Origin of the sequence: Pantoea sp. AG1095 (genome assembly GCF_003208415.1) — a bacterium.
Classification (GTDB): domain Bacteria; phylum Pseudomonadota; class Gammaproteobacteria; order Enterobacterales; family Enterobacteriaceae; genus Pantoea; species Pantoea leporis.
Map to the genome: position 1 here is coordinate 68,664 of NZ_QKMJ01000012.1, position 16,740 is coordinate 85,403.

At 54.0% G+C, this 16,740-nt stretch carries 17 protein-coding genes; 13 read left to right on the top strand and 4 right to left on the bottom strand.

Annotated elements, in window-relative coordinates; all coding sequences use genetic code 11:
- Positions 1-3: 3 nt before the first annotated feature.
- Positions 4-1,065, bottom strand: a complete 1,062-nt coding sequence (locus DEU53_RS19880) for an ABC transporter substrate-binding protein (protein WP_110868144.1) — start codon at positions 1,063-1,065, stop codon at positions 4-6.
- Positions 1,066-1,289: 224 nt separating this feature from the next.
- On the opposite strand from DEU53_RS19880, the gene DEU53_RS19885 reads away from it, so the two are divergent.
- The 4 genes from DEU53_RS19885 to ubiA all read left to right on the top strand — a co-directional run bounded on the left by DEU53_RS19885 (position 1,290) and on the right by ubiA (position 3,960).
- On the top strand, positions 1,290-1,988 hold the full coding sequence (locus DEU53_RS19885; RefSeq protein ID WP_101763074.1) for a UTRA domain-containing protein: 699 nt from the start codon (positions 1,290-1,292) through the stop codon (positions 1,986-1,988).
- A 68-nt stretch (positions 1,989-2,056) separates the two neighbouring features.
- On the top strand, positions 2,057-2,467 hold the full coding sequence (gene psiE / locus DEU53_RS19890) for a phosphate-starvation-inducible protein PsiE (protein ID WP_061718383.1): 411 nt from the start codon (positions 2,057-2,059) through the stop codon (positions 2,465-2,467).
- 82 nt (positions 2,468-2,549) lie between these two features.
- Positions 2,550-3,068 (top strand): chorismate lyase, encoded by a 519-nt coding sequence (gene ubiC, locus DEU53_RS19895; protein WP_110868145.1) that lies wholly within the window; start codon positions 2,550-2,552, stop codon positions 3,066-3,068.
- 7 nt (positions 3,069-3,075) lie between these two features.
- Positions 3,076-3,960 carry a 4-hydroxybenzoate octaprenyltransferase gene (ubiA, locus tag DEU53_RS19900; RefSeq protein WP_110868146.1) on the top strand — a complete coding sequence of 295 codons (885 nt, stop codon included), beginning with the start codon at positions 3,076-3,078 and terminating at the stop codon, positions 3,958-3,960.
- Between the two features lie 48 nt (positions 3,961-4,008).
- Here ubiA and plsB read toward each other — a convergent pair whose 3' ends face one another.
- Positions 4,009-6,432 (bottom strand): glycerol-3-phosphate 1-O-acyltransferase PlsB, encoded by a 2,424-nt coding sequence (plsB, locus tag DEU53_RS19905; protein WP_110868147.1) that lies wholly within the window; start codon positions 6,430-6,432, stop codon positions 4,009-4,011.
- Positions 6,433-6,559: 127 nt separating this feature from the next.
- Between plsB and DEU53_RS19910 the strand changes: the two genes are divergently transcribed.
- The 4 genes from DEU53_RS19910 (at position 6,560) to DEU53_RS19925 (ending at position 9,484) form a co-directional block, all read left to right on the top strand.
- Positions 6,560-6,928: a diacylglycerol kinase gene (locus DEU53_RS19910; RefSeq protein WP_101763070.1), complete on the top strand. Its 369-nt coding sequence runs from the start codon at positions 6,560-6,562 to the stop codon at positions 6,926-6,928.
- Positions 6,929-7,033: 105 nt separating this feature from the next.
- Positions 7,034-7,648 (top strand): transcriptional repressor LexA, encoded by a 615-nt coding sequence (gene lexA / locus DEU53_RS19915; RefSeq protein ID WP_008109941.1) that lies wholly within the window; start codon positions 7,034-7,036, stop codon positions 7,646-7,648.
- 136 nt (positions 7,649-7,784) lie between these two features.
- Positions 7,785-9,107, top strand: coding sequence for an MATE family efflux transporter DinF (gene dinF, locus DEU53_RS19920; protein WP_110868148.1), 1,323 nt, complete (start codon positions 7,785-7,787; stop codon positions 9,105-9,107).
- 164 nt (positions 9,108-9,271) lie between these two features.
- Positions 9,272-9,484, top strand: a complete 213-nt coding sequence (locus DEU53_RS19925; RefSeq protein WP_110868149.1) for a CsbD family protein — start codon at positions 9,272-9,274, stop codon at positions 9,482-9,484.
- 75 nt (positions 9,485-9,559) lie between these two features.
- Here DEU53_RS19925 and zur read toward each other — a convergent pair whose 3' ends face one another.
- Positions 9,560-10,078, bottom strand: coding sequence for a zinc uptake transcriptional repressor Zur (gene zur, locus DEU53_RS19930; protein WP_110868150.1), 519 nt, complete (start codon positions 10,076-10,078; stop codon positions 9,560-9,562).
- A 451-nt stretch (positions 10,079-10,529) separates the two neighbouring features.
- Here zur and traF point away from each other — a divergent pair, with 451 nt between their 5' ends.
- The 3 genes from traF to pspG all read left to right on the top strand — a co-directional run bounded on the left by traF (position 10,530) and on the right by pspG (position 13,377).
- On the top strand, positions 10,530-11,780 hold the full coding sequence (traF, locus tag DEU53_RS19935) for a conjugal transfer protein TraF (protein ID WP_110868151.1): 1,251 nt from the start codon (positions 10,530-10,532) through the stop codon (positions 11,778-11,780).
- 96 nt (positions 11,781-11,876) lie between these two features.
- Positions 11,877-12,875 (top strand): tRNA dihydrouridine(20/20a) synthase DusA, encoded by a 999-nt coding sequence (dusA, locus tag DEU53_RS19940; RefSeq protein ID WP_110868152.1) that lies wholly within the window; start codon positions 11,877-11,879, stop codon positions 12,873-12,875.
- A gap of 235 nt (positions 12,876-13,110) precedes the next feature.
- On the top strand, positions 13,111-13,377 hold the full coding sequence (gene pspG / locus DEU53_RS19945) for an envelope stress response protein PspG (RefSeq protein ID WP_061718375.1): 267 nt from the start codon (positions 13,111-13,113) through the stop codon (positions 13,375-13,377).
- A gap of 195 nt (positions 13,378-13,572) precedes the next feature.
- Here pspG and DEU53_RS19950 read toward each other — a convergent pair whose 3' ends face one another.
- Entirely contained in the window at positions 13,573-14,556 is a 984-nt protein-coding gene (locus DEU53_RS19950) for a quinone oxidoreductase (RefSeq protein ID WP_110868153.1), read from the bottom strand.
- A 73-nt stretch (positions 14,557-14,629) separates the two neighbouring features.
- On the opposite strand from DEU53_RS19950, the gene dnaB reads away from it, so the two are divergent.
- Positions 14,630-16,036, top strand: a complete 1,407-nt coding sequence (dnaB, locus tag DEU53_RS19955; RefSeq protein ID WP_101763062.1) for a replicative DNA helicase — start codon at positions 14,630-14,632, stop codon at positions 16,034-16,036.
- Between the two features lie 128 nt (positions 16,037-16,164).
- A complete protein-coding gene (locus tag DEU53_RS19960; protein WP_097095220.1) occupies positions 16,165-16,656 on the top strand; it encodes an Lrp/AsnC family transcriptional regulator in 492 nt (163 codons plus the stop codon).
- Positions 16,657-16,740 lie beyond the last annotated feature (84 nt).

Genomic DNA, 16,740 nt, shown 5'->3' on the forward strand with positions numbered 1-16,740 from the left:
TCCTTACTGCTTCATATTAATGATGACGTTCTCTTGCCACAGACGCGGCAGCATTTTCGAAGTTTTATCCCACGCGGCCTGGTCTTTGATTGGACGGGCATTCTTATACTCAGACTGCGGCAGCAGCTTGGCCTGCACGTCGGCGGGCAGAGTTAAATGCTCGGCACGAATCGGGCGCGCATAGCCTTTCGCCAGGTTGATCTGGCCTTCATCAGACAAGATGTATTCACGCGCCAGCTTGGCGGCGTTCGGATGTTTGGCGTATTTATTGATGATGGTGCTGTAGCCAGAAGTGACGGAACCGTCGGAAGGGATCACCACTTCGTAGCGGTTTTTGTCGATCTGATCGCGGTAGTTCAGACCGTTAAAGTCCCACACCACCGCCACCTGAATTTCGCCTTTTTCAATGTTGGCAATCACCGGATCGGTCACGCCAAGACGGCCTTCTTTCGCCAGATCGCCGAAGAAGCTCAACGCCGGTTTCACATTCTTCTCGTCACCGCTTAATGCATAGCTGGCCGCCAACACGCCGTTCGCTGCCTGAGCCGCAGTGCCGACGTCACCGATAGTGACCACATACTTACCTTTCTTCAGATCGGCCCAGCTGTGCGGCACATCTTTGACCTGCTGCTTATCCACCAGGAACGCGATGGTGCCGGTATACGCCAGCATCCAGTTGCCATCCTGATCTTTTGCCCAGCTCGGGATTTGCTCCCAATGCGTTGGCTTATACGGTTGCGCCACGCCTTTAGCGACGGCAATCGGACCGAAAGCAGCGCCCACATCACCGATATCGGCGCTGGCGTTCTCTTTCTCTGCAGCAAATTTTGCCAGTTCCTGCGCCGAGGACATGTCGGTGTCGCTGTGCTTCAGGCCATATTTGCTGTTGAGGTCACTCCAGGTATCTTTCCAGTTGGCCCAGCTATCTGGCATGCCGACGCTGTTGACCTGACCTTCGGCGCGCGCGGCTTTTTCTAACGCGGCGAGGTCATTATCTGCGGCTTGCGCGGCAGGCAGCGCAAGCAGTACGGCACTGGCTACTACAGAGGCGATAAACGCTTTCATCTCGATTGCTCCCGGTATATGTTGTGGGACTTCTTGGTCTAGTCCAGCAAGAACCGAGCCAATGTAGCCCGAATAGATGAAGGTTTTATGACCATGGTGGTGAAACGGGGTGTGGCGCGACGATCCACATGCGGTTACAGCGCGCTAAAGCGTGGGTTGTTCTCTGTCACATTGTAGTCATCGAACTGTCATAGTGCAGATTTGCCCCAAAATGAGGCTGAAAAATGATGTCGAAAACGGCGGATGTGATTGCAGCAGGGCTGCGGGAACGCATTGAAAGCGGTGAATTTGCCGGTGGTCGTTTGCCCGCCGAACGTAGCTTAAGCGAACACTATTCCACCACGCGCATTACGCTGCGTGAGGCGCTGGGTTTGCTGGAAGCGCAGGGCATTATCTATCGTGAACTGCGTCGTGGCTGGTTTCTCGCACCGCCGCGGCTAGTCTACAACCCCTCTCATCATAGCCATTTTCACGCCATGGCCGCTGAGCAAGGCCGTATTGCCAGCACTGAAGTGCTGGAGGCGCGCGAAGTGCCAGCGCAATTAGCCATCGCGCGTCATCTGCAACTGCTGGAGGGCGATCGGGTTTACCGCATCCGCCGCTTGCGCCGTATTGATGGCCGCGCCGTGTTGTATGTCGAGCATTACCTCAATCCCGCCTTCTTTCCGGGATTGCTGGATGAAGACCTGACGCGTTCACTCACCGATCTTTATGACCAGCGCTATGGCATTCGCTACGGCGGCGCGCGTTTTACCATTTTGCCGGGACCGCTGCCGGTGCGCGCTGCGCCCGCGCTCAACGTGGCGAGCGGCACGCCTGGATTGTTGATTACCCGCATCAATCGCGATCAGCACAAGCGCGTGATTGATTGCGACTGCGAGTTCTGGCGCTATGACGCGCTGTGTGTGGATGTCGAAGTATAAATATTGTGATTTTGATCACACTACAGCATGATAGCGCCAGTGAGTAATTGAGAGCGTGAGGCGCAAAAATGACAATAAAAACAGGGGTTGGGCAGTACATCTCTTTAGCATTGCAGTGGGTGCTGAATATTGGTTTGATCATTCTGGCCATTATTCTGGTGGTGTTCCTCGGTAAAGAAACCATTCATCTGGCCAACGTGCTGTTGAGCACCGGCGAGCAGACGTCTTCCTATCTGCTGATTGAAGGCATCGTTATCTATTTCCTCTACTTCGAATTTATCGCGTTGATTGTGAAGTACTTTCAGTCTGGCTATCACTTCCCGCTGCGCTACTTCATCTACATCGGCATCACGGCGATTATCCGCCTGATCATCGTCGACCATAAAAATCCGTTCGATACGCTCTACTACTCGGCGGCGATTTTGATTCTGGTGGTGACGCTGTGGCTAGCGAACAGTAACCGCTTGAAACGCGAGTAATAATATCGCGTGGCACAACGAGCCGTGCCACGCATTCTCCTCTGCGCTAAACTAGGGCAACTTTTTTCCCGGAGATGTCCTGATGTCGCATGACGCGCTGCGCCAGTTACGCGCACTGCACTGGCTGCCAGCCTCTTCACCGCAGCTTTCTGCCCCGCTACTTGACTGGTTAATGGAAGAAGACTCCATGACGCGTCGCTTCGAGCAGCATTGCCAGCAAGTGACCGTAAAACTGATCCGCGAAGTGTTTATTGGCGCTGAAGAGATCTCGGAGGAAGCGGAATTTTTGCCCGCCGACCCGCGCTTCTGGTTACGTGAAATTGTGCTGTGCGGTGATGGCGAACCCTGGCTGATTGGCCGCACCGTGGTGCCAGAAAGCACGCTGAACGGCCCCGAGCAGATGCTGCAACAGCTCGGTACGCGCCCGCTTGGCCGCTATCTATTCTCTTCATCTACCCTGAGTCGCGATTTTATCAATCCCGGTCAGGTTGGCGATTTATGGGGACGCCGTTCCCGCCTGCGTTTGTCGGGCAAGCCGCTGCTGTTAACTGAACTATTTTTACCGGCGTCGCCGCTCTATCGCGCGCTGGATCAAGGATAAAACCACTGTGCAAAACACCTTACCCATGACCAAATGGCAGGCTTACTGCCGCCTGATGCGTATCGATAAACCCATCGGCACTGTGTTACTGCTGTGGCCAACTCTGTGGGCACTGTGGCTCTCCGGCATGGCGATTCCACCGCTGCCGGTGCTGCTGGTGTTTGTGCTCGGCGTTATCGTGATGCGTGCTGCTGGCTGCGTCATCAATGATTACGCTGACCGCAAAATCGATGGTCACGTCAAGCGCACGGCGTCACGTCCGCTGGCCAGCGGCGCGGTATCCGGGAAAGAGGCGAAGTTGCTGTTTGCCGGTCTCGGTTTGCTGGCGTTTATGCTGGTGTTGACCATGAACACCATGACTATTTTGCTGTCGTTTGGCGGCCTGGCGCTGGCGTGGGTTTATCCGTTTATGAAGCGCTACACGCATCTGCCGCAGGTGGTGCTCGGCGCAGCGTTTGGTTGGGCGATTCCGATGGGATGGGCAGCAGTTAGTGAGTCCTTACCTTTAGTCTGCTGGCTGGTTTTCCTGGCGAACATCTGCTGGACGGTGGCCTATGACACGCAGTACGCGATGGTCGATCGCGATGACGATTTGAAGATTGGCGTAAAATCGACGGCGATTCTGTTTGGCCGTTACGACAAACTAATTATCGGTTTACTGCAGCTGGCAACGCTCGGTTTGATGGCGCTGGTGGGCATGATGCTTCATCTGAATGGGGCGTTTTACTGGTCGCTGCTGCTGGCAGCAGGCTTGTTTGTGCATCAGCAGAAGCTAATTGCCCAGCGCGAGCGCGATCCCTGCTTCCAGGCGTTTCTGAATAACAACTATGTGGGCATGGTGCTGTTTCTCGGCATTCTGCTCAGCACCGTGCCGTTCGCGGATCTGTTATAAACAAAAAAGGCGCACTGAAGTGCGCCTTTTTATTAGCTTGTCGCCGCGTTAATCGTGGGTGACCGCGCTTTCAATCGTCAGACGCACGTCGCTAGTTACCAGTTCCGCCAGCATCTGCCACATCATATGACTGCGTTCGGCATCGGCATCGCCTTTGTCACTGATATATCCTTCATCACGCAGCGTGAGGACCAGCGCAGTAAACACTGCTTTATCAAAGAACTCTGGTGCGTTGATACCGTGCAGCACAGACAGGCGTTGAGCCAGCGTGCGGCTCTCTTTCTCCAGTGTGCCACGGTTGATGGCCGGTTTCGCGCTGAGGATAGCGAAGGTAATCGCGAAGCGCTGCAGCGTCTCACGAATACCCGCCGCCAGCAGTTGCAGCGAACGGTGACGTGCCGGCGTCATTCTTAGTTGACCATCCTGCAAGGTGATCAGGCCCTGACGCGCCATCTCTGCACAGAGTGCGTTAAGTAGCGCAGGCAACTCCGCCTTGTCCCAGCGCAAGAACAACTCGCTCTTTAGCATCGGATATACCAGGCTAACCTGACGCAGCAGCTCTGCTTCGCTGATTTCACGATGTTGCTGCACGATGGCGGCAATCAACGATGGCATCACCAACATGTGATGAATGTTGTTGCGATAGTAGGTCATCAGCACCGCCTGCTCGCGCGGCAGAATGATGATGTCGCCAATGCTGTCTTGCTCGGTCTCGAACTTGTTCATGCCCATGGCGTGATCAAGCAGCGCTTCGGCGCTCATGTCAGGCACCGTGGCTTCTGGCGAATAGGGCACATTGCGCAGCAGCTGGGTGTAGCACTCTAACTGCTCAATCAGCTGTTCGCGGGTCAGTGAACGCTGACGTGACGCCAGCAGTGCAGTGACGCACAGGTTCATGGCGTTGGCTGCACCGGCTTCGTTGATGCGCACCATCAGCTTCGCCGCAATGTCATTCACGGCGGGCGTCATCCAGGCAGGGCGTTGCGGTTCGATAGGATCAATCGCATCACGCCATTCGGGCACGTTTTTGTTCAGATAGTTCATCAACGGCAGGGGTTCACCGAAGTTAACGTAGCCCTGCCCCAGATTGCGCAGCTTACGTAAACCGCGCACCATCTGCAGGAAGCTCTCTTTCTCTTTGGCCGCACCCCGCAGCTCTTTGGCGTAGGTGCCCACTTCCATCACATGCTCGTAGCCAATGTAAATCGGCACGAAGGTGATTGGACGACTGCCGCCGCGCAGCATCGCCTGCAGCGTCATTGATAGGGTGCCGGTTTTTGGATCCAGCAAACGACCGGTACGTGAACGTCCGCCTTCCACAAAGTATTCCACGGAGTAACCCCGGCTAAACAGCTCGCCAAGATATTCACGGAACACGGTGGAATAGAGTTTGTTGCCCTTAAAGGTACGACGAATAAAGAAGGCGCCCAGACGACGGAAAATCGGGCCGGCTGGCCAGAAGTTCAGGTTAATACCGGCAGCAATGTGCGGCGGCACCAGGCCTTGATGATAAAGCACGTAGGAGAGCAGCAGGTAATCCATGTGGCTGCGGTGGCAGGGCACATAGACAATCTCATGACCATCCTGCGCCAGCTGACGCACGCGCTCACCGCCATGCACGTTGATGCCCTGATACAGGCGGCTCCACAGCCAGCCCATCACGCGGTCAGTGACTTTAATCGCTTCATAAGAGAAGTCCGCCGCCACTTCTTCCATCATTTCGATGGCGTTCTGCTGGGCTTTCTCATGCGAAATCTTTTTGCTGCGCGCTTCATCTTCTACTGCTTTTTCGATCGCTTTGGATTGTAACAGCTTGTTGAAGAGATCCTGACGTGCAGGCAGACGCGGGCCGACCGCGGCCAGACGTTGGCGGGCAAAATGAATGCGCGCCACGCGAGCCAGCTTTTGGGCAATCGACTTATCGGTGCCGTGCTCGGTCGCCATCTGGCGCAACGAAACGGTTTGCGAGAAGCGAACAAAGCTGTCGCGGCCGTGCCACAAAATGGCGAAGAACTTCTGCACGCCATTGAGCACGCGCAGATGTGGCGTGGATTCACCGGAGGTTTCACGTCCCGGCGCACGACCAAACATCACCGCGACCGGCAGCATTTGCACATCGAGTTGCGGGTTGCTGCGGTGCAAATCCAGATAATCGTGGAACAGCTTTACCGATTCGGGATTGGCCACGAAATAGGGAATTACGCGTGGGCCATCGTGAATAAACACGTGGCGCGGCAGCAGGGTGCCATCGATCTCCAGCGGAGCCAGCGGATCGGGCAGATCATGTTTCAGGCATTGAGCACGCAGTGTGAGCAGGTCAGCCTTTGAATCATAAGGCAAAACATACATCACCGGACGTGTCGGATCGATCCCATGTTCAGAGATAGGATCGGTCGGAATGACCTTACTTTTTACCAAAATAGAGAGTGGTAAATTCAATAATTTGTAATAGAGTTTACGCCAACCTGACATAGACAACTTTAAGCCTCTTGTTAGCAAAGCGCGGCAAGCATACCAGAAAGCGCAGCGAAGGTCTGTGGCTCTGCCGCCTCATACTGCCCACACATTGACGTCAAAATAGTTCAAGGGTTCCATAGACATGGCAAATAACGTCACCGGTTTAGTAAGAATAGTGAAAGCCGCCGGTTATTCCTGGCAGGGCCTGCGTGCCGCATGGCAGCACGAAGCCGCTTTTCGGCAGGAAGCCATTGCCGCGCTGGTGGCCATTCTCGTGGCTTGCTGGCTGGATGTAGATACCCTTTCCCGCATCCTGATGATTGGCTCGGTAGTGCTGGTTATCATCGTTGAGATCCTTAATAGCGCTATCGAAGCGGTGGTCGACCGCATCGGGCAGGAGCAACATCCGCTCGCGGGCCGCGCTAAAGATATGGGATCGGCTGCCGTATTGCTGACTATCTTACTGGCTCTGTTCGTCTGGATCGCGCTGCTCTGGACGCATTTGAGATAGGGATTCCAGATTCATCAAACCGCTGATTTTTCCCTCTGTTACGGTTTTCATTTCGCGAATACCTGTATATACTCACAGCGACTGTATAAACAACCAGGGGGCGGGATGAAAGCGTTAACTGCACGGCAGCAACAGGTCTATGACCTGATTCGCGACCATATTAACCAGACGGGCATGCCGCCAACGCGTGCGGAAATTGCTGCGCAACTGGGTTTCCGCTCGCCCAATGCTGCCGAAGAGCATCTGAAAGCGCTGGCGCGTAAAGGCGTAATTGAAATTGTTTCCGGCGCATCGCGCGGGATTCGTTTGCTGATGGAAGAAGAACCGAGCGAAGGGCTGCCGCTGATTGGCCGCGTCGCTGCCGGTGAACCTTTGCTGGCACAAGAACACATCGAAGCCCACTATCAGGTGGATGCTAATCTCTTTAAACCGAGCGCCGATTTCCTGCTGCGCGTGAGCGGTATGTCGATGAAAGATATCGGCATTATGGATGGCGATCTGTTAGCGGTACACAAAACGCAGGAAGTGCGTAACGGCCAGGTTGTCGTGGCGCGCATTGATGATGAAGTCACAGTGAAACGCTGGAAAAAGCAGGGTGCGATTGTCCATCTGCTGCCGGAAAACACCGATTTTCAGCCGATTGTCGTGGATACCCGTGAGCAGTCGCTAACCGTTGAAGGTTTAGCTGTCGGGATTGTGCGCAACGGCGAGTGGCTCTGATCAGTTTCTGATGCTCCTTAACTGCGGCGGTGCGTGTTTGCGCTGACCGCAGTCTGCTGTTTTACTTCTCTGTGACTCTTTCTGCGGCTCATTCTGGCGCCATTACGCTGATTACCGCACACAACGGAATGGGCTAATGCAGCTGTTTTCCTCTTCAGATAAAACGCTCTGGCGGCTAGCGCTGCCGATGATCCTGTCAAATATCACCGTCCCATTACTGGGTGTAGTGGATACCGCCGTTATTGGTCATCTCGATAGCCCGATCTACCTCGGTGGCGTCGCCGTGGGCACAACCGCCACCAGCTTCATCTTTATGCTCCTGCTGTTCCTGCGCATGAGCACCACCGGACTCACCGCTCAGGCATTTGGCGCCAATGACAAAACGGCGCTGGCGCGCGCCTTAACACAGCCGCTACTGATTGCGCTGGTTTTTGGTGCGCTGTTTATGGTGCTGCGAACGCCGGTCAGCAGCCTGGCGGCAGCGTTAATGGGTGGCAGCCCGGAAGTGCAGCAACAGGCGAAAATATTTATTGAGATTCGCTGGCTAAGTGCGCCCGCAACCTTGGCCAATTTGGTGATTCTTGGCTGGCTGCTGGGCGTGCAGTATGCGCGGGCACCGATGGTGCTGCTAATCATCGGCAACCTGGTGAATATCTTGCTGGATCTGCTGTTCGTGCTCAAACTGCATTGGGGTGTCGCCGGAGCGGCGGCGGCTACCGCGCTGGCAGAATATGTCACGCTGGGCGTGGGTTTGTGGATGGTGGCGCGGGTGCTAAAGATGCGCGGTATCCATTTTGCTTTACTCAAAAGCAGCTGGCGCGGCGATGCGGCGCGGCTATTCCGCCTCAATCGCGACATTATGCTGCGGTCTTTGATGCTGCAAATCTGCTTCGCGTCGCTCACCATCCTTGGCGCACGCATTGGGCCGGATGTAGTGGCAGTCAATGCGGTGCTGCTGATGTTCCTCACTTTCACCGCATACGCGCTTGATGGATTTGCCTACGCGGTTGAAGCCTGTTCGGGTGAAGCGGTTGGGGCCAAAGATCGCAGCCGACTATTGCTGATTTGGCATGCGGCTTGTCGCCAGGCATGCTTCGTCGCCGCGATCTTTGCGCTGATTTATGCATTCACCGGTCCGGAGATTGTGGCGATGCTGACGTCACTGGAAGCGCTACGAGAGATGGCCGACCGCTATCTGATTTGGCAAGTGATTCTGCCGCTGGTTGGCGTCTGGTGCTATCTGCTGGACGGCATGTTTATCGGCGCGACGCGCGGGCGTGAGATGCGCAACAGCATGGTGATGGCGGCGATCGGCTACGGTGTCTCGCTGCTCACGCTGCCGTGGCTCGGTAATCACGGTTTATGGCTGGCGGTGACGGTATTCCTCGCGTTACGCGGACTCACGCTGTGGCTCATTTGGCGTGGTCACTGGCGGCGCGATAGCTGGTTTAACGCCTGAATAAGCGAAGCGTAACCTACAGATTAATCTGTATTTCCCTGCAAACTGCGAAGCGGCTACTACAATTACCTCATACGGCGCATATGAGTAGCGCGTTGTCTGGGTATATCGCCAGCTAAGCAGGCAATATATCTATCTCACTCAGGATGTAGTGGAGGAATATTATGAACAAAGACGAAGCGAGCGGAAACTGGAAGCAGTTCAAAGGCAAATTTAAAGAGAAATGGGGCAAGCTGACCGATGACGACTTCACTGTGATCGAAGGTAAACGCGATCAGCTGGTTGGTAAAATCCAGGAACGCTACGGTTATGGTAAAGACCAGGCCGAGAAAGAAGTGAAAGACTGGGAAACAACCAACAAAGATTACCGCTGGTAATCTCACTTCACGGATGATGCTCCTACCCGCCAATCATTTAGCGTAGTGATTGGCCCGGCACAAGGATGTGCCTCCCTATTTTCTTACCCGCTTTTTACTCTCGACCTGATGGTCATGATCGCAGCTTTCATGGTGCGTACAAGCCGCCACTTCTGCGCAATTTTCACACAGGCCATGTGCCTCAATCACGGTATGTCGCAGAGAAAATCCCGCCTGATCCGCTAATGCAGCGATGGTTTTTTCCACGCCATGAGCATGTTTTTCGCTAACTGCCGCACAACCGTCACACACCAACATCACCGAAGTATGTGCTGGCTCATCAAAATGATGGCAAACCACGTAACTGTTATTTGACTCTACGCGATGAATAAATCCCTGTTCCAGCAGGAAATCCAGCGCGCGATAGATGGTGGGCGGTTTTGCTTGCGGTTCACTGACACGCAGTTGATCCAGCAAATCGTAAGCGCTTATCGAACCATTCTGCTCTGCCATTAAGCGCAACACTTCGGCGCGTTGAGTGGTCAGGCGCACGCCGCGATCAAGGCAAAGTGATTCAGCCTGGGTAAGAAGTTGTTCTGGCGTGAGGTTTGACATAAGCATTCTCCGGGTTGCAGGTGATGTTATTTTATCACACAAAATTTTACGCTGCTGTGATTGCTTATTGTCCTTAAAATCCCTAAGAAAATTCTCCCCAATCAATAGATTACCATCGCCATTTTCCCGTCAATATTGCTGCAACCCTTATGTCTGTAAAATGCGTCCGGCCAGGCAGCGCAACGCCTGCACGGATTTTGCTTTGCAACTCACCGGGTTAGCGGCTATGGTTCAAAAGGTCTTAAGTAATTTCTGGTCTCAATTAACTCACTGTTAATTTTTCTGCATAAAAACACAGCGGAATGGCGTGGAAGCGTCCAATTCTGCGAATAGCAGTGCTATTTCCTTTTAATTCACAGCAATGAAGCGTTAGCCAGGGTTCAGAATAGCGGCTAACTAAACTTTCAGTCGGTGAGTGATTCAGCGACATTTCAAAGGTGATGGCAGGCTCATGGCGAAGACATTATTCAGGCACAAAAAAGTAGCTTATCTTGTTGGTTTGAATGCAGTATTTCTCTCTTCCTCAGCTCTGGCAGCAGGTACATGGTACGACGCGCGTAACGACGCAATGGGCGGTACCGGCGTAGCCTCTTCCACCTGGAGTTCAGCGGTGCTGGCTAACCCAGCATTGATGACCAAGGCGCAGCCTGAAGATAACGTCAGCATCATTCTGCCATCAGCCGGCGCACAGGTTACCGATAAAGACAAATTGATCGATCGCGTTGACGACATTACCGATACCGTTGATCGTTATCAGGACGTGATCGATGACCTAACCTTTCAGGATTACCTCAATGGTTACCCGCAGCTGAAGGCCGCCGCAGGCGATATGGCAGACCAGCTCAGCGATCTGCGTGGTAATAAAGCTCACGCGACAGCCGGTGTGGCCGTGGCCGTCACCGTTCCGAATGAAACCTTACCTTTTGCCTTTATCACCAAGGCTTACGGCACTGCGATTGTGCGCGCCAACGTGGCTGATAGCGATATTGCCTACCTGCGCGCGGTTGCCAATGGCACGAGAGTGCCTGTGCCGGGTGATGAAAATAACTTACGCTCCAGTGCCAATGGCCTGGCGGCATTAGTCACCGATTATGGTGTGTCAGTCGCGCATGAGTTCTCGATTGCCGGCCATCCGGTTTCTGTCGGCGTGACGCCAAAGCTGCAGAAAACCTGGCTGTATAACTACACCGCGAGTATCTACAACTACGACAAGAGCGACATCAACAGCAGCCGCTACCGTAGCAGCGATACCGGTTTCAACATGGATGCGGGTGTCGCAACAGATTTCGGTGAGAACTGGACCTTTGGCGTGACCGGACAAAACCTGATCTCGCGCGATCTCGATACCAAAGAGGTGAACGGTTACCGCGATACTTATCAAATTCGTCCGTTGGTCACTACAGGGCTTTCCTGGAATAACGGGCCGTTTACGCTGGCTGGGGATGTTGATCTGACTGAAACCAAGCGCTTCAAGTCGGAAGACACCAGCCAATATGCTGGCGTAGGTGCGGAATATCGTGTGCTGGATTGGCTGGCGCTGCGTGCCGGCTATCGCGCCGATCTGAAGTCGACCGATACCGACGTGTTCACCGCCGGTTTGGGTGTGTCACCGTTCAACAATGCTGTCCATCTGGACCTGGCCGGTTCTGTGGGTAAAGACAACACCGTAGGTGCCATGCTGCAGCTCGGATTCAACTTCTAATTACCCGTCTGATAACGGGCGGCTGTGCCGCCCGTTTTGCTGTGATATGATTGCGCAGTTTCTCATCACTTACTTACTGCGGATTTACTGCGTTTCATGACCGATACTTTCTCCTCGCAACGTTTTTCCATCGCCCCAATGCTCGACTGGACCGATCGTCACTGTCGTTATTTTCACCGTAAGCTGAGCGGTGACACGCTGCTGTATACTGAAATGGTGACGACCGGCGCGATCATTCACGGTAAAGGTGACTATCTGGCCTACAGCGAGGAAGAGCATCCGCTGGCGCTGCAGCTAGGTGGCAGCGATCCCGCCGCCCTGGCGCAGTGCGCTAAGCTGGCAGAAGAGCGTGGCTACGATGAGATCAACCTCAACGTGGGTTGTCCATCCGATCGCGTCCAGAACGGACGTTTTGGCGCCTGCCTGATGGGCGATGCGGCGCTGGTTGCCGACTGCATTAAAGCGATGCGCGATGTGGTGAGCATTCCGGTGACGGTCAAAACTCGCATCGGTATTGATGAGCAGGACAGCTACGAATTCCTGTGTGATTTTATTGGCACCGTGGCGCAACAGGGCGGCTGCGATACCTTTATTATCCACGCTCGCAAAGCGTGGCTGTCGGGTTTAAGTCCGAAAGAGAATCGCGAGATTCCGCCGCTCGATTATCCCCGCGTTTACCAGCTGAAGCGCGATTTCCCGGCGCTGACCATGGCGATTAATGGCGGCATCAAAACGCTGGAAGAAGCCAAACTGCATCTGCAGCATATGGATGGCGTGATGATGGGGCGCGAAGCCTATCAGAATCCGGGGATTCTGGCGCAGGTTGACCGCGAGCTGTTTGGTCGCGATACGCCGCGCGTCGATCCGGTAGCGGTGGTGCGCTCGATGTATCCTTACATTGAAGCTGAACTATCCAAAGGCATGTACCTCGGCCATGTGACGCGCCATATGCTTGGCCTGTTCCAGGGTATTCCGGGTGCGCGCCAGTGGCGTCGCTATTTAAGTGAAAACGCCCACAAACCCGGCGCCGATGTGCGCGTGCTGGAAGCGGCGTTAGCGCTGGTAGCGGATAAGATCCCGCAGGAAGTGATGTAATCACTGTTTAGCATGCCGGAACGTTCCGATTTGGTACGGTGCGCCTTCATGCGCACCGTAAAGCCAGTACCATAATTTTATAGATGGTTATTTCTACGCCTGGAATTAGTTTTTTTCATCACCTCAATGCTTCTTCATTTAAACTTTGTCCATTTCTTTCAAGCATTTAGCTGTTTTTTATAACCTGGCACGTATCTTGTAATGTTCCTGATGTTACTTACACAGGAGAGCCTTCGTGGAAATTCTATTTGTTATCGGCTTTTTTCTGATGCTGCTGTTCACCGGCGTTTCGTTGCTGGGCGTTATTGCGGCATTGGTGGTGGCGACCGCTTTGATGTTCTTTGGCGGATTGCTGGCAATTGTTATTAAAGTGTTGCCATGGCTGGTGTTGGCGGTTGTCGCTGTCTGGCTTTATCGGGCATTTACCACGCCTTCAGGTGAGGCAAAATTGCGCAGGCTGAAAAGAAAAATCAGCGACTTAGATAGAAGGGACTGGCGCTAATTGCGGTGACGATCACAGACTCGGATATTGCTTAGCATTATTCCGCATTTAAACATATTTTTTACTTATGTTTTCTGTCAGGATGATTGGCGTTGCTTCAAACGAATTCATCGCCGCTGTCCCTACACCAGTGCGAACTATAAAAAGAAAGAAAAAAAGGGGCTTCCTACGGGAAGCCCCGTTTGCATTTAGCGATCAGGGAATCAGCAGGCTGGAACCCTGAGTCGCGCGACTCTCCAGCACCTGATGCGCGCGCACCGCGTCACTCAAGGCAAATTTCTGCTGCTCGGGCACGTTAAGCTGAATCGCGCGGCTGGCGATCAGTGAGAACAACTCATTGCTGGCGGCATCCAGTTCTTCACAGTTGGTGATGTAACCGAACAGCGAAGGTCGGGTGACGAACAGCGAGCCTTTCTTGTTGAGAATGCCGAGATCAACGCCGGTAACCGGACCCGACGCATTACCAAAGCTGACCATTAACCCGTGGCGACGCAGGCTATCTAGCGAAGGTTCCCAGGTATCTTTCCCCACCGAGTCATACACCACGGCCACTTTCTCGCCATGGGTCAACTCGCTGACGCGCTTCGCGATATCCTCTTCACGATAGTTAATTGTCGCCCAGGCACCGGCATCTTTAGCTATCTTCGCTTTCTCAGCCGAACCCACCGTGCCAATCAGATGTGCGCCGAGCGCTTTGGCCCATTGGCAGGCGATCAATCCCACGCCACCCGCAGCGGCATGGAACAGGAAGATTTCATCAGCTTTCACTTTATAGGTTTGGCGCAGCAGATACTGCACGGTTAAACCTTTGAGGAAAGAGGCCGCACCTTGCTCAAAGGAGATGCTGTCCGGCAGGATCACCAGACGATCTTCCGCCACATTGTGCACTTCGCTGTAGGCGCCCAGCGCGGCCTGGCAATAGACCACGCGATCGCCCGCCTTAAACCGCGTCACCGCCGATCCGACGCGCTTCACCACGCCGGCTGCTTCGGTACCCAGGCCGGAAGGGAAGCTGCTTTGCGGATACAAGCCGCTACGCACGTAGGTATCAATGTAGTTAATGCCAATTGCCTTGTTTTCCACCTGCACTTCATGTTCGGCGGGATCGGCCAGTTCGAAATCGACCCATTGCAGTACCTCTGGGCCGCCGTGTTGGTTGAACTGAATACGCTTTGCCATTCTGACTCCTGTGATTGTTCATCCTGGGACGGTATACTTGCGCGTCCCTTTCACGATCGGTAATGCATTCACTATGGCAGGAAATAAACCCACCAACAAATCGAACGAACCCCGCGATCGGCAGCTGGAAGGCGTGAAAATGCCGCCGCATTCCATAGAAGCGGAGCAGTCGGTGCTCGGTGGGTTGATGCTGGATAACCAGCGCTGGGACAACGTTTCTGAACGCGTCGTCGCCAGTGATTTCTTCAACCGCTCGCACCGTCTGATTTTCACGGAAATGCAGCGTTTGCTGGAAGCTGGCCAACCGATCGACCTGATTACGCTCTCTGAATCGCTGGAAACGCTGGGTGAATTAGAGATGGCCGGCGGCTTCGCCTATCTGGCCGAACTGGCAAAAAATACGCCAAGTGCCGCGAACATTGGTGCTTATGCCGATATCGTGCGTGAACGTGCGGTAGTGCGCGAAATGATTTCTGTGGCGAACCAAATCGCCGATGCCGGTTACGATCCGCAAGGACGGAGCAGTGAAGATCTGCTCGACTTTGCTGAATCGAATGTTTTCAAAATTGCTGAACAGCGCGCTAATAAAGATCAGGGCCCGCAGAATATCGAGCAGATTCTGGAAGCCACGGTATCGCGCATTGAGTCGCTGGTCTCAACGCCGCACGACGGCGTCACCGGCGTCGATACCGGCTATCAGGATTTGAACAAAAAAACCGCCGGTTTACAGGGCTCGGATCTGATCATCGTCGCGGCGCGTCCTTCGATGGGTAAAACCACCTTCGCCATGAATTTGTGCGAAAACGCCGCGATGTTGCAGGACAAGCCGGTGTTGATTTTCAGCCTGGAGATGCCCAGCGAGCAGCTGATGATGCGTATGCTGGCGTCGCTGTCGCGCGTAGATCAGACGCGCATTCGTACCGGTCAGCTGGAAGATGAAGATTGGGCGCGCATTTCCGCCACCATGGGGATTTTGCTTGAGAAGAAGAACATGTTTATCGATGACTCTTCTGGCCTGACGCCCACCGAAGTGCGCTCACGCGCGCGCCGCATCTTCCGTGAAAATGGCGGGTTGAGCCTGATCATGATCGACTACCTGCAGCTGATGCGCGTGCCTGCGCTGTCGGACAATCGTACGCTGGAGATCGCTGAAATCTCGCGCTCACTTAAAGCGCTGGCGAAAGAGCTGAATGTGCCGGTGGTGGCGCTGTCGCAGCTAAACCGCTCACTGGAACAACGTGCGGATAAGCGCCCAGTGAACTCGGATCTGCGTGAATCAGGTTCGATCGAGCAGGATGCCGACTTGATCATGTTCATCTACCGTGACGAGGTGTATCACGAAAACAGCGATCTTAAAGGCATCGCCGAGATCATCCTGGGTAAGCAGCGTAACGGCCCGATCGGTACGGTACGCTTGACCTTTAATGGCCAATGGTCGCGCTTTGATAACTACGCTGGCCCGCAATACGACGACGAATAACCCTTTCATTCCGGATGCATGCACGTTTTGTGCATGCATTTCACGTCATCAGAAAATAGTGTTGGACAACCCCGGCTTTAATCAGGTTATCTGTAGCAAAGCGCCCCTTATTACGCTGTGGAAACAGAATGACTCAGGTAGACGATCACGACCTTAAGATATTGACATTATTACAATCTAACGGACGCCTCACCAACCAGGAACTCAGTGATTTAGTCGGACTTTCGGCGTCGCAATGTTCACGCCGCCGCATCAATCTTGAGCAGGCCAATCTCATTCTCGGCTATCACGCACGCCTCTCGCCCGACGCGGTGGGCCTTGGCATGGTGGGATTGATTGAAGTGCGATTGAAAAACCATACGCCGGATTATGAAGAGAGTTTCCATCGCATGGTGGAAGAAGAAGCCGCGATCGTTGATGCGTTCAAAACCACCGGCGATGCTGATTATCTGCTGAAAGTGGCGGTGGCCGATCTGGCTTCACTGAGCGCGCTGATCAGCCAGTTAGTGGCTGGCCATCAAAGCGTGGCGCACGTGAAAACTTCCGTGGTATTGAGCCGTTTGAAAGAGAACGGTTTGATGATCATCCCGCAGCACAAAACGCGCCAAAAAAGTGCGTGACGTGCTAATCTGGTGCAATTATTGCCTTAATAATGCAAAAAACGCGCACCAGAAAACAGATTTGTGCATGAGTTGATGGTTTGA

Excerpts from the sequence above, each read along its gene's own strand:
- DEU53_RS19950 (WP_110868153.1), bottom strand. The coding sequence starts at position 14,556 with ATGGCAAAGCGTATTCAGTTCAACCAACACGGCGGCCCAGAGGTACTG.
- dnaB (WP_101763062.1), top strand. The coding sequence starts at position 14,630 with ATGGCAGGAAATAAACCCACCAACAAATCGAACGAACCCCGCGATCGG.
- DEU53_RS19960 (WP_097095220.1), top strand. The coding sequence starts at position 16,165 with ATGACTCAGGTAGACGATCACGACCTTAAGATATTGACATTATTACAA.
- lexA (WP_008109941.1), top strand. The coding sequence starts at position 7,034 with ATGAAAGCGTTAACTGCACGGCAGCAACAGGTCTATGACCTGATTCGC.
- DEU53_RS19910 (WP_101763070.1), top strand. The coding sequence starts at position 6,560 with ATGGCAAATAACGTCACCGGTTTAGTAAGAATAGTGAAAGCCGCCGGT.
- psiE (WP_061718383.1), top strand. The coding sequence starts at position 2,057 with ATGACAATAAAAACAGGGGTTGGGCAGTACATCTCTTTAGCATTGCAG.
- dinF (WP_110868148.1), top strand. The coding sequence starts at position 7,785 with ATGCAGCTGTTTTCCTCTTCAGATAAAACGCTCTGGCGGCTAGCGCTG.
- DEU53_RS19925 (WP_110868149.1), top strand. The coding sequence starts at position 9,272 with ATGAACAAAGACGAAGCGAGCGGAAACTGGAAGCAGTTCAAAGGCAAA.
- DEU53_RS19880 (WP_110868144.1), bottom strand. The coding sequence starts at position 1,065 with ATGAAAGCGTTTATCGCCTCTGTAGTAGCCAGTGCCGTACTGCTTGCG.
- zur (WP_110868150.1), bottom strand. The coding sequence starts at position 10,078 with ATGTCAAACCTCACGCCAGAACAACTTCTTACCCAGGCTGAATCACTT.
- ubiC (WP_110868145.1), top strand. The coding sequence starts at position 2,550 with ATGTCGCATGACGCGCTGCGCCAGTTACGCGCACTGCACTGGCTGCCA.
- traF (WP_110868151.1), top strand. The coding sequence starts at position 10,530 with ATGGCGAAGACATTATTCAGGCACAAAAAAGTAGCTTATCTTGTTGGT.
- DEU53_RS19885 (WP_101763074.1), top strand. The coding sequence starts at position 1,290 with ATGATGTCGAAAACGGCGGATGTGATTGCAGCAGGGCTGCGGGAACGC.
- dusA (WP_110868152.1), top strand. The coding sequence starts at position 11,877 with ATGACCGATACTTTCTCCTCGCAACGTTTTTCCATCGCCCCAATGCTC.
- plsB (WP_110868147.1), bottom strand. The coding sequence starts at position 6,432 with ATGTCAGGTTGGCGTAAACTCTATTACAAATTATTGAATTTACCACTC.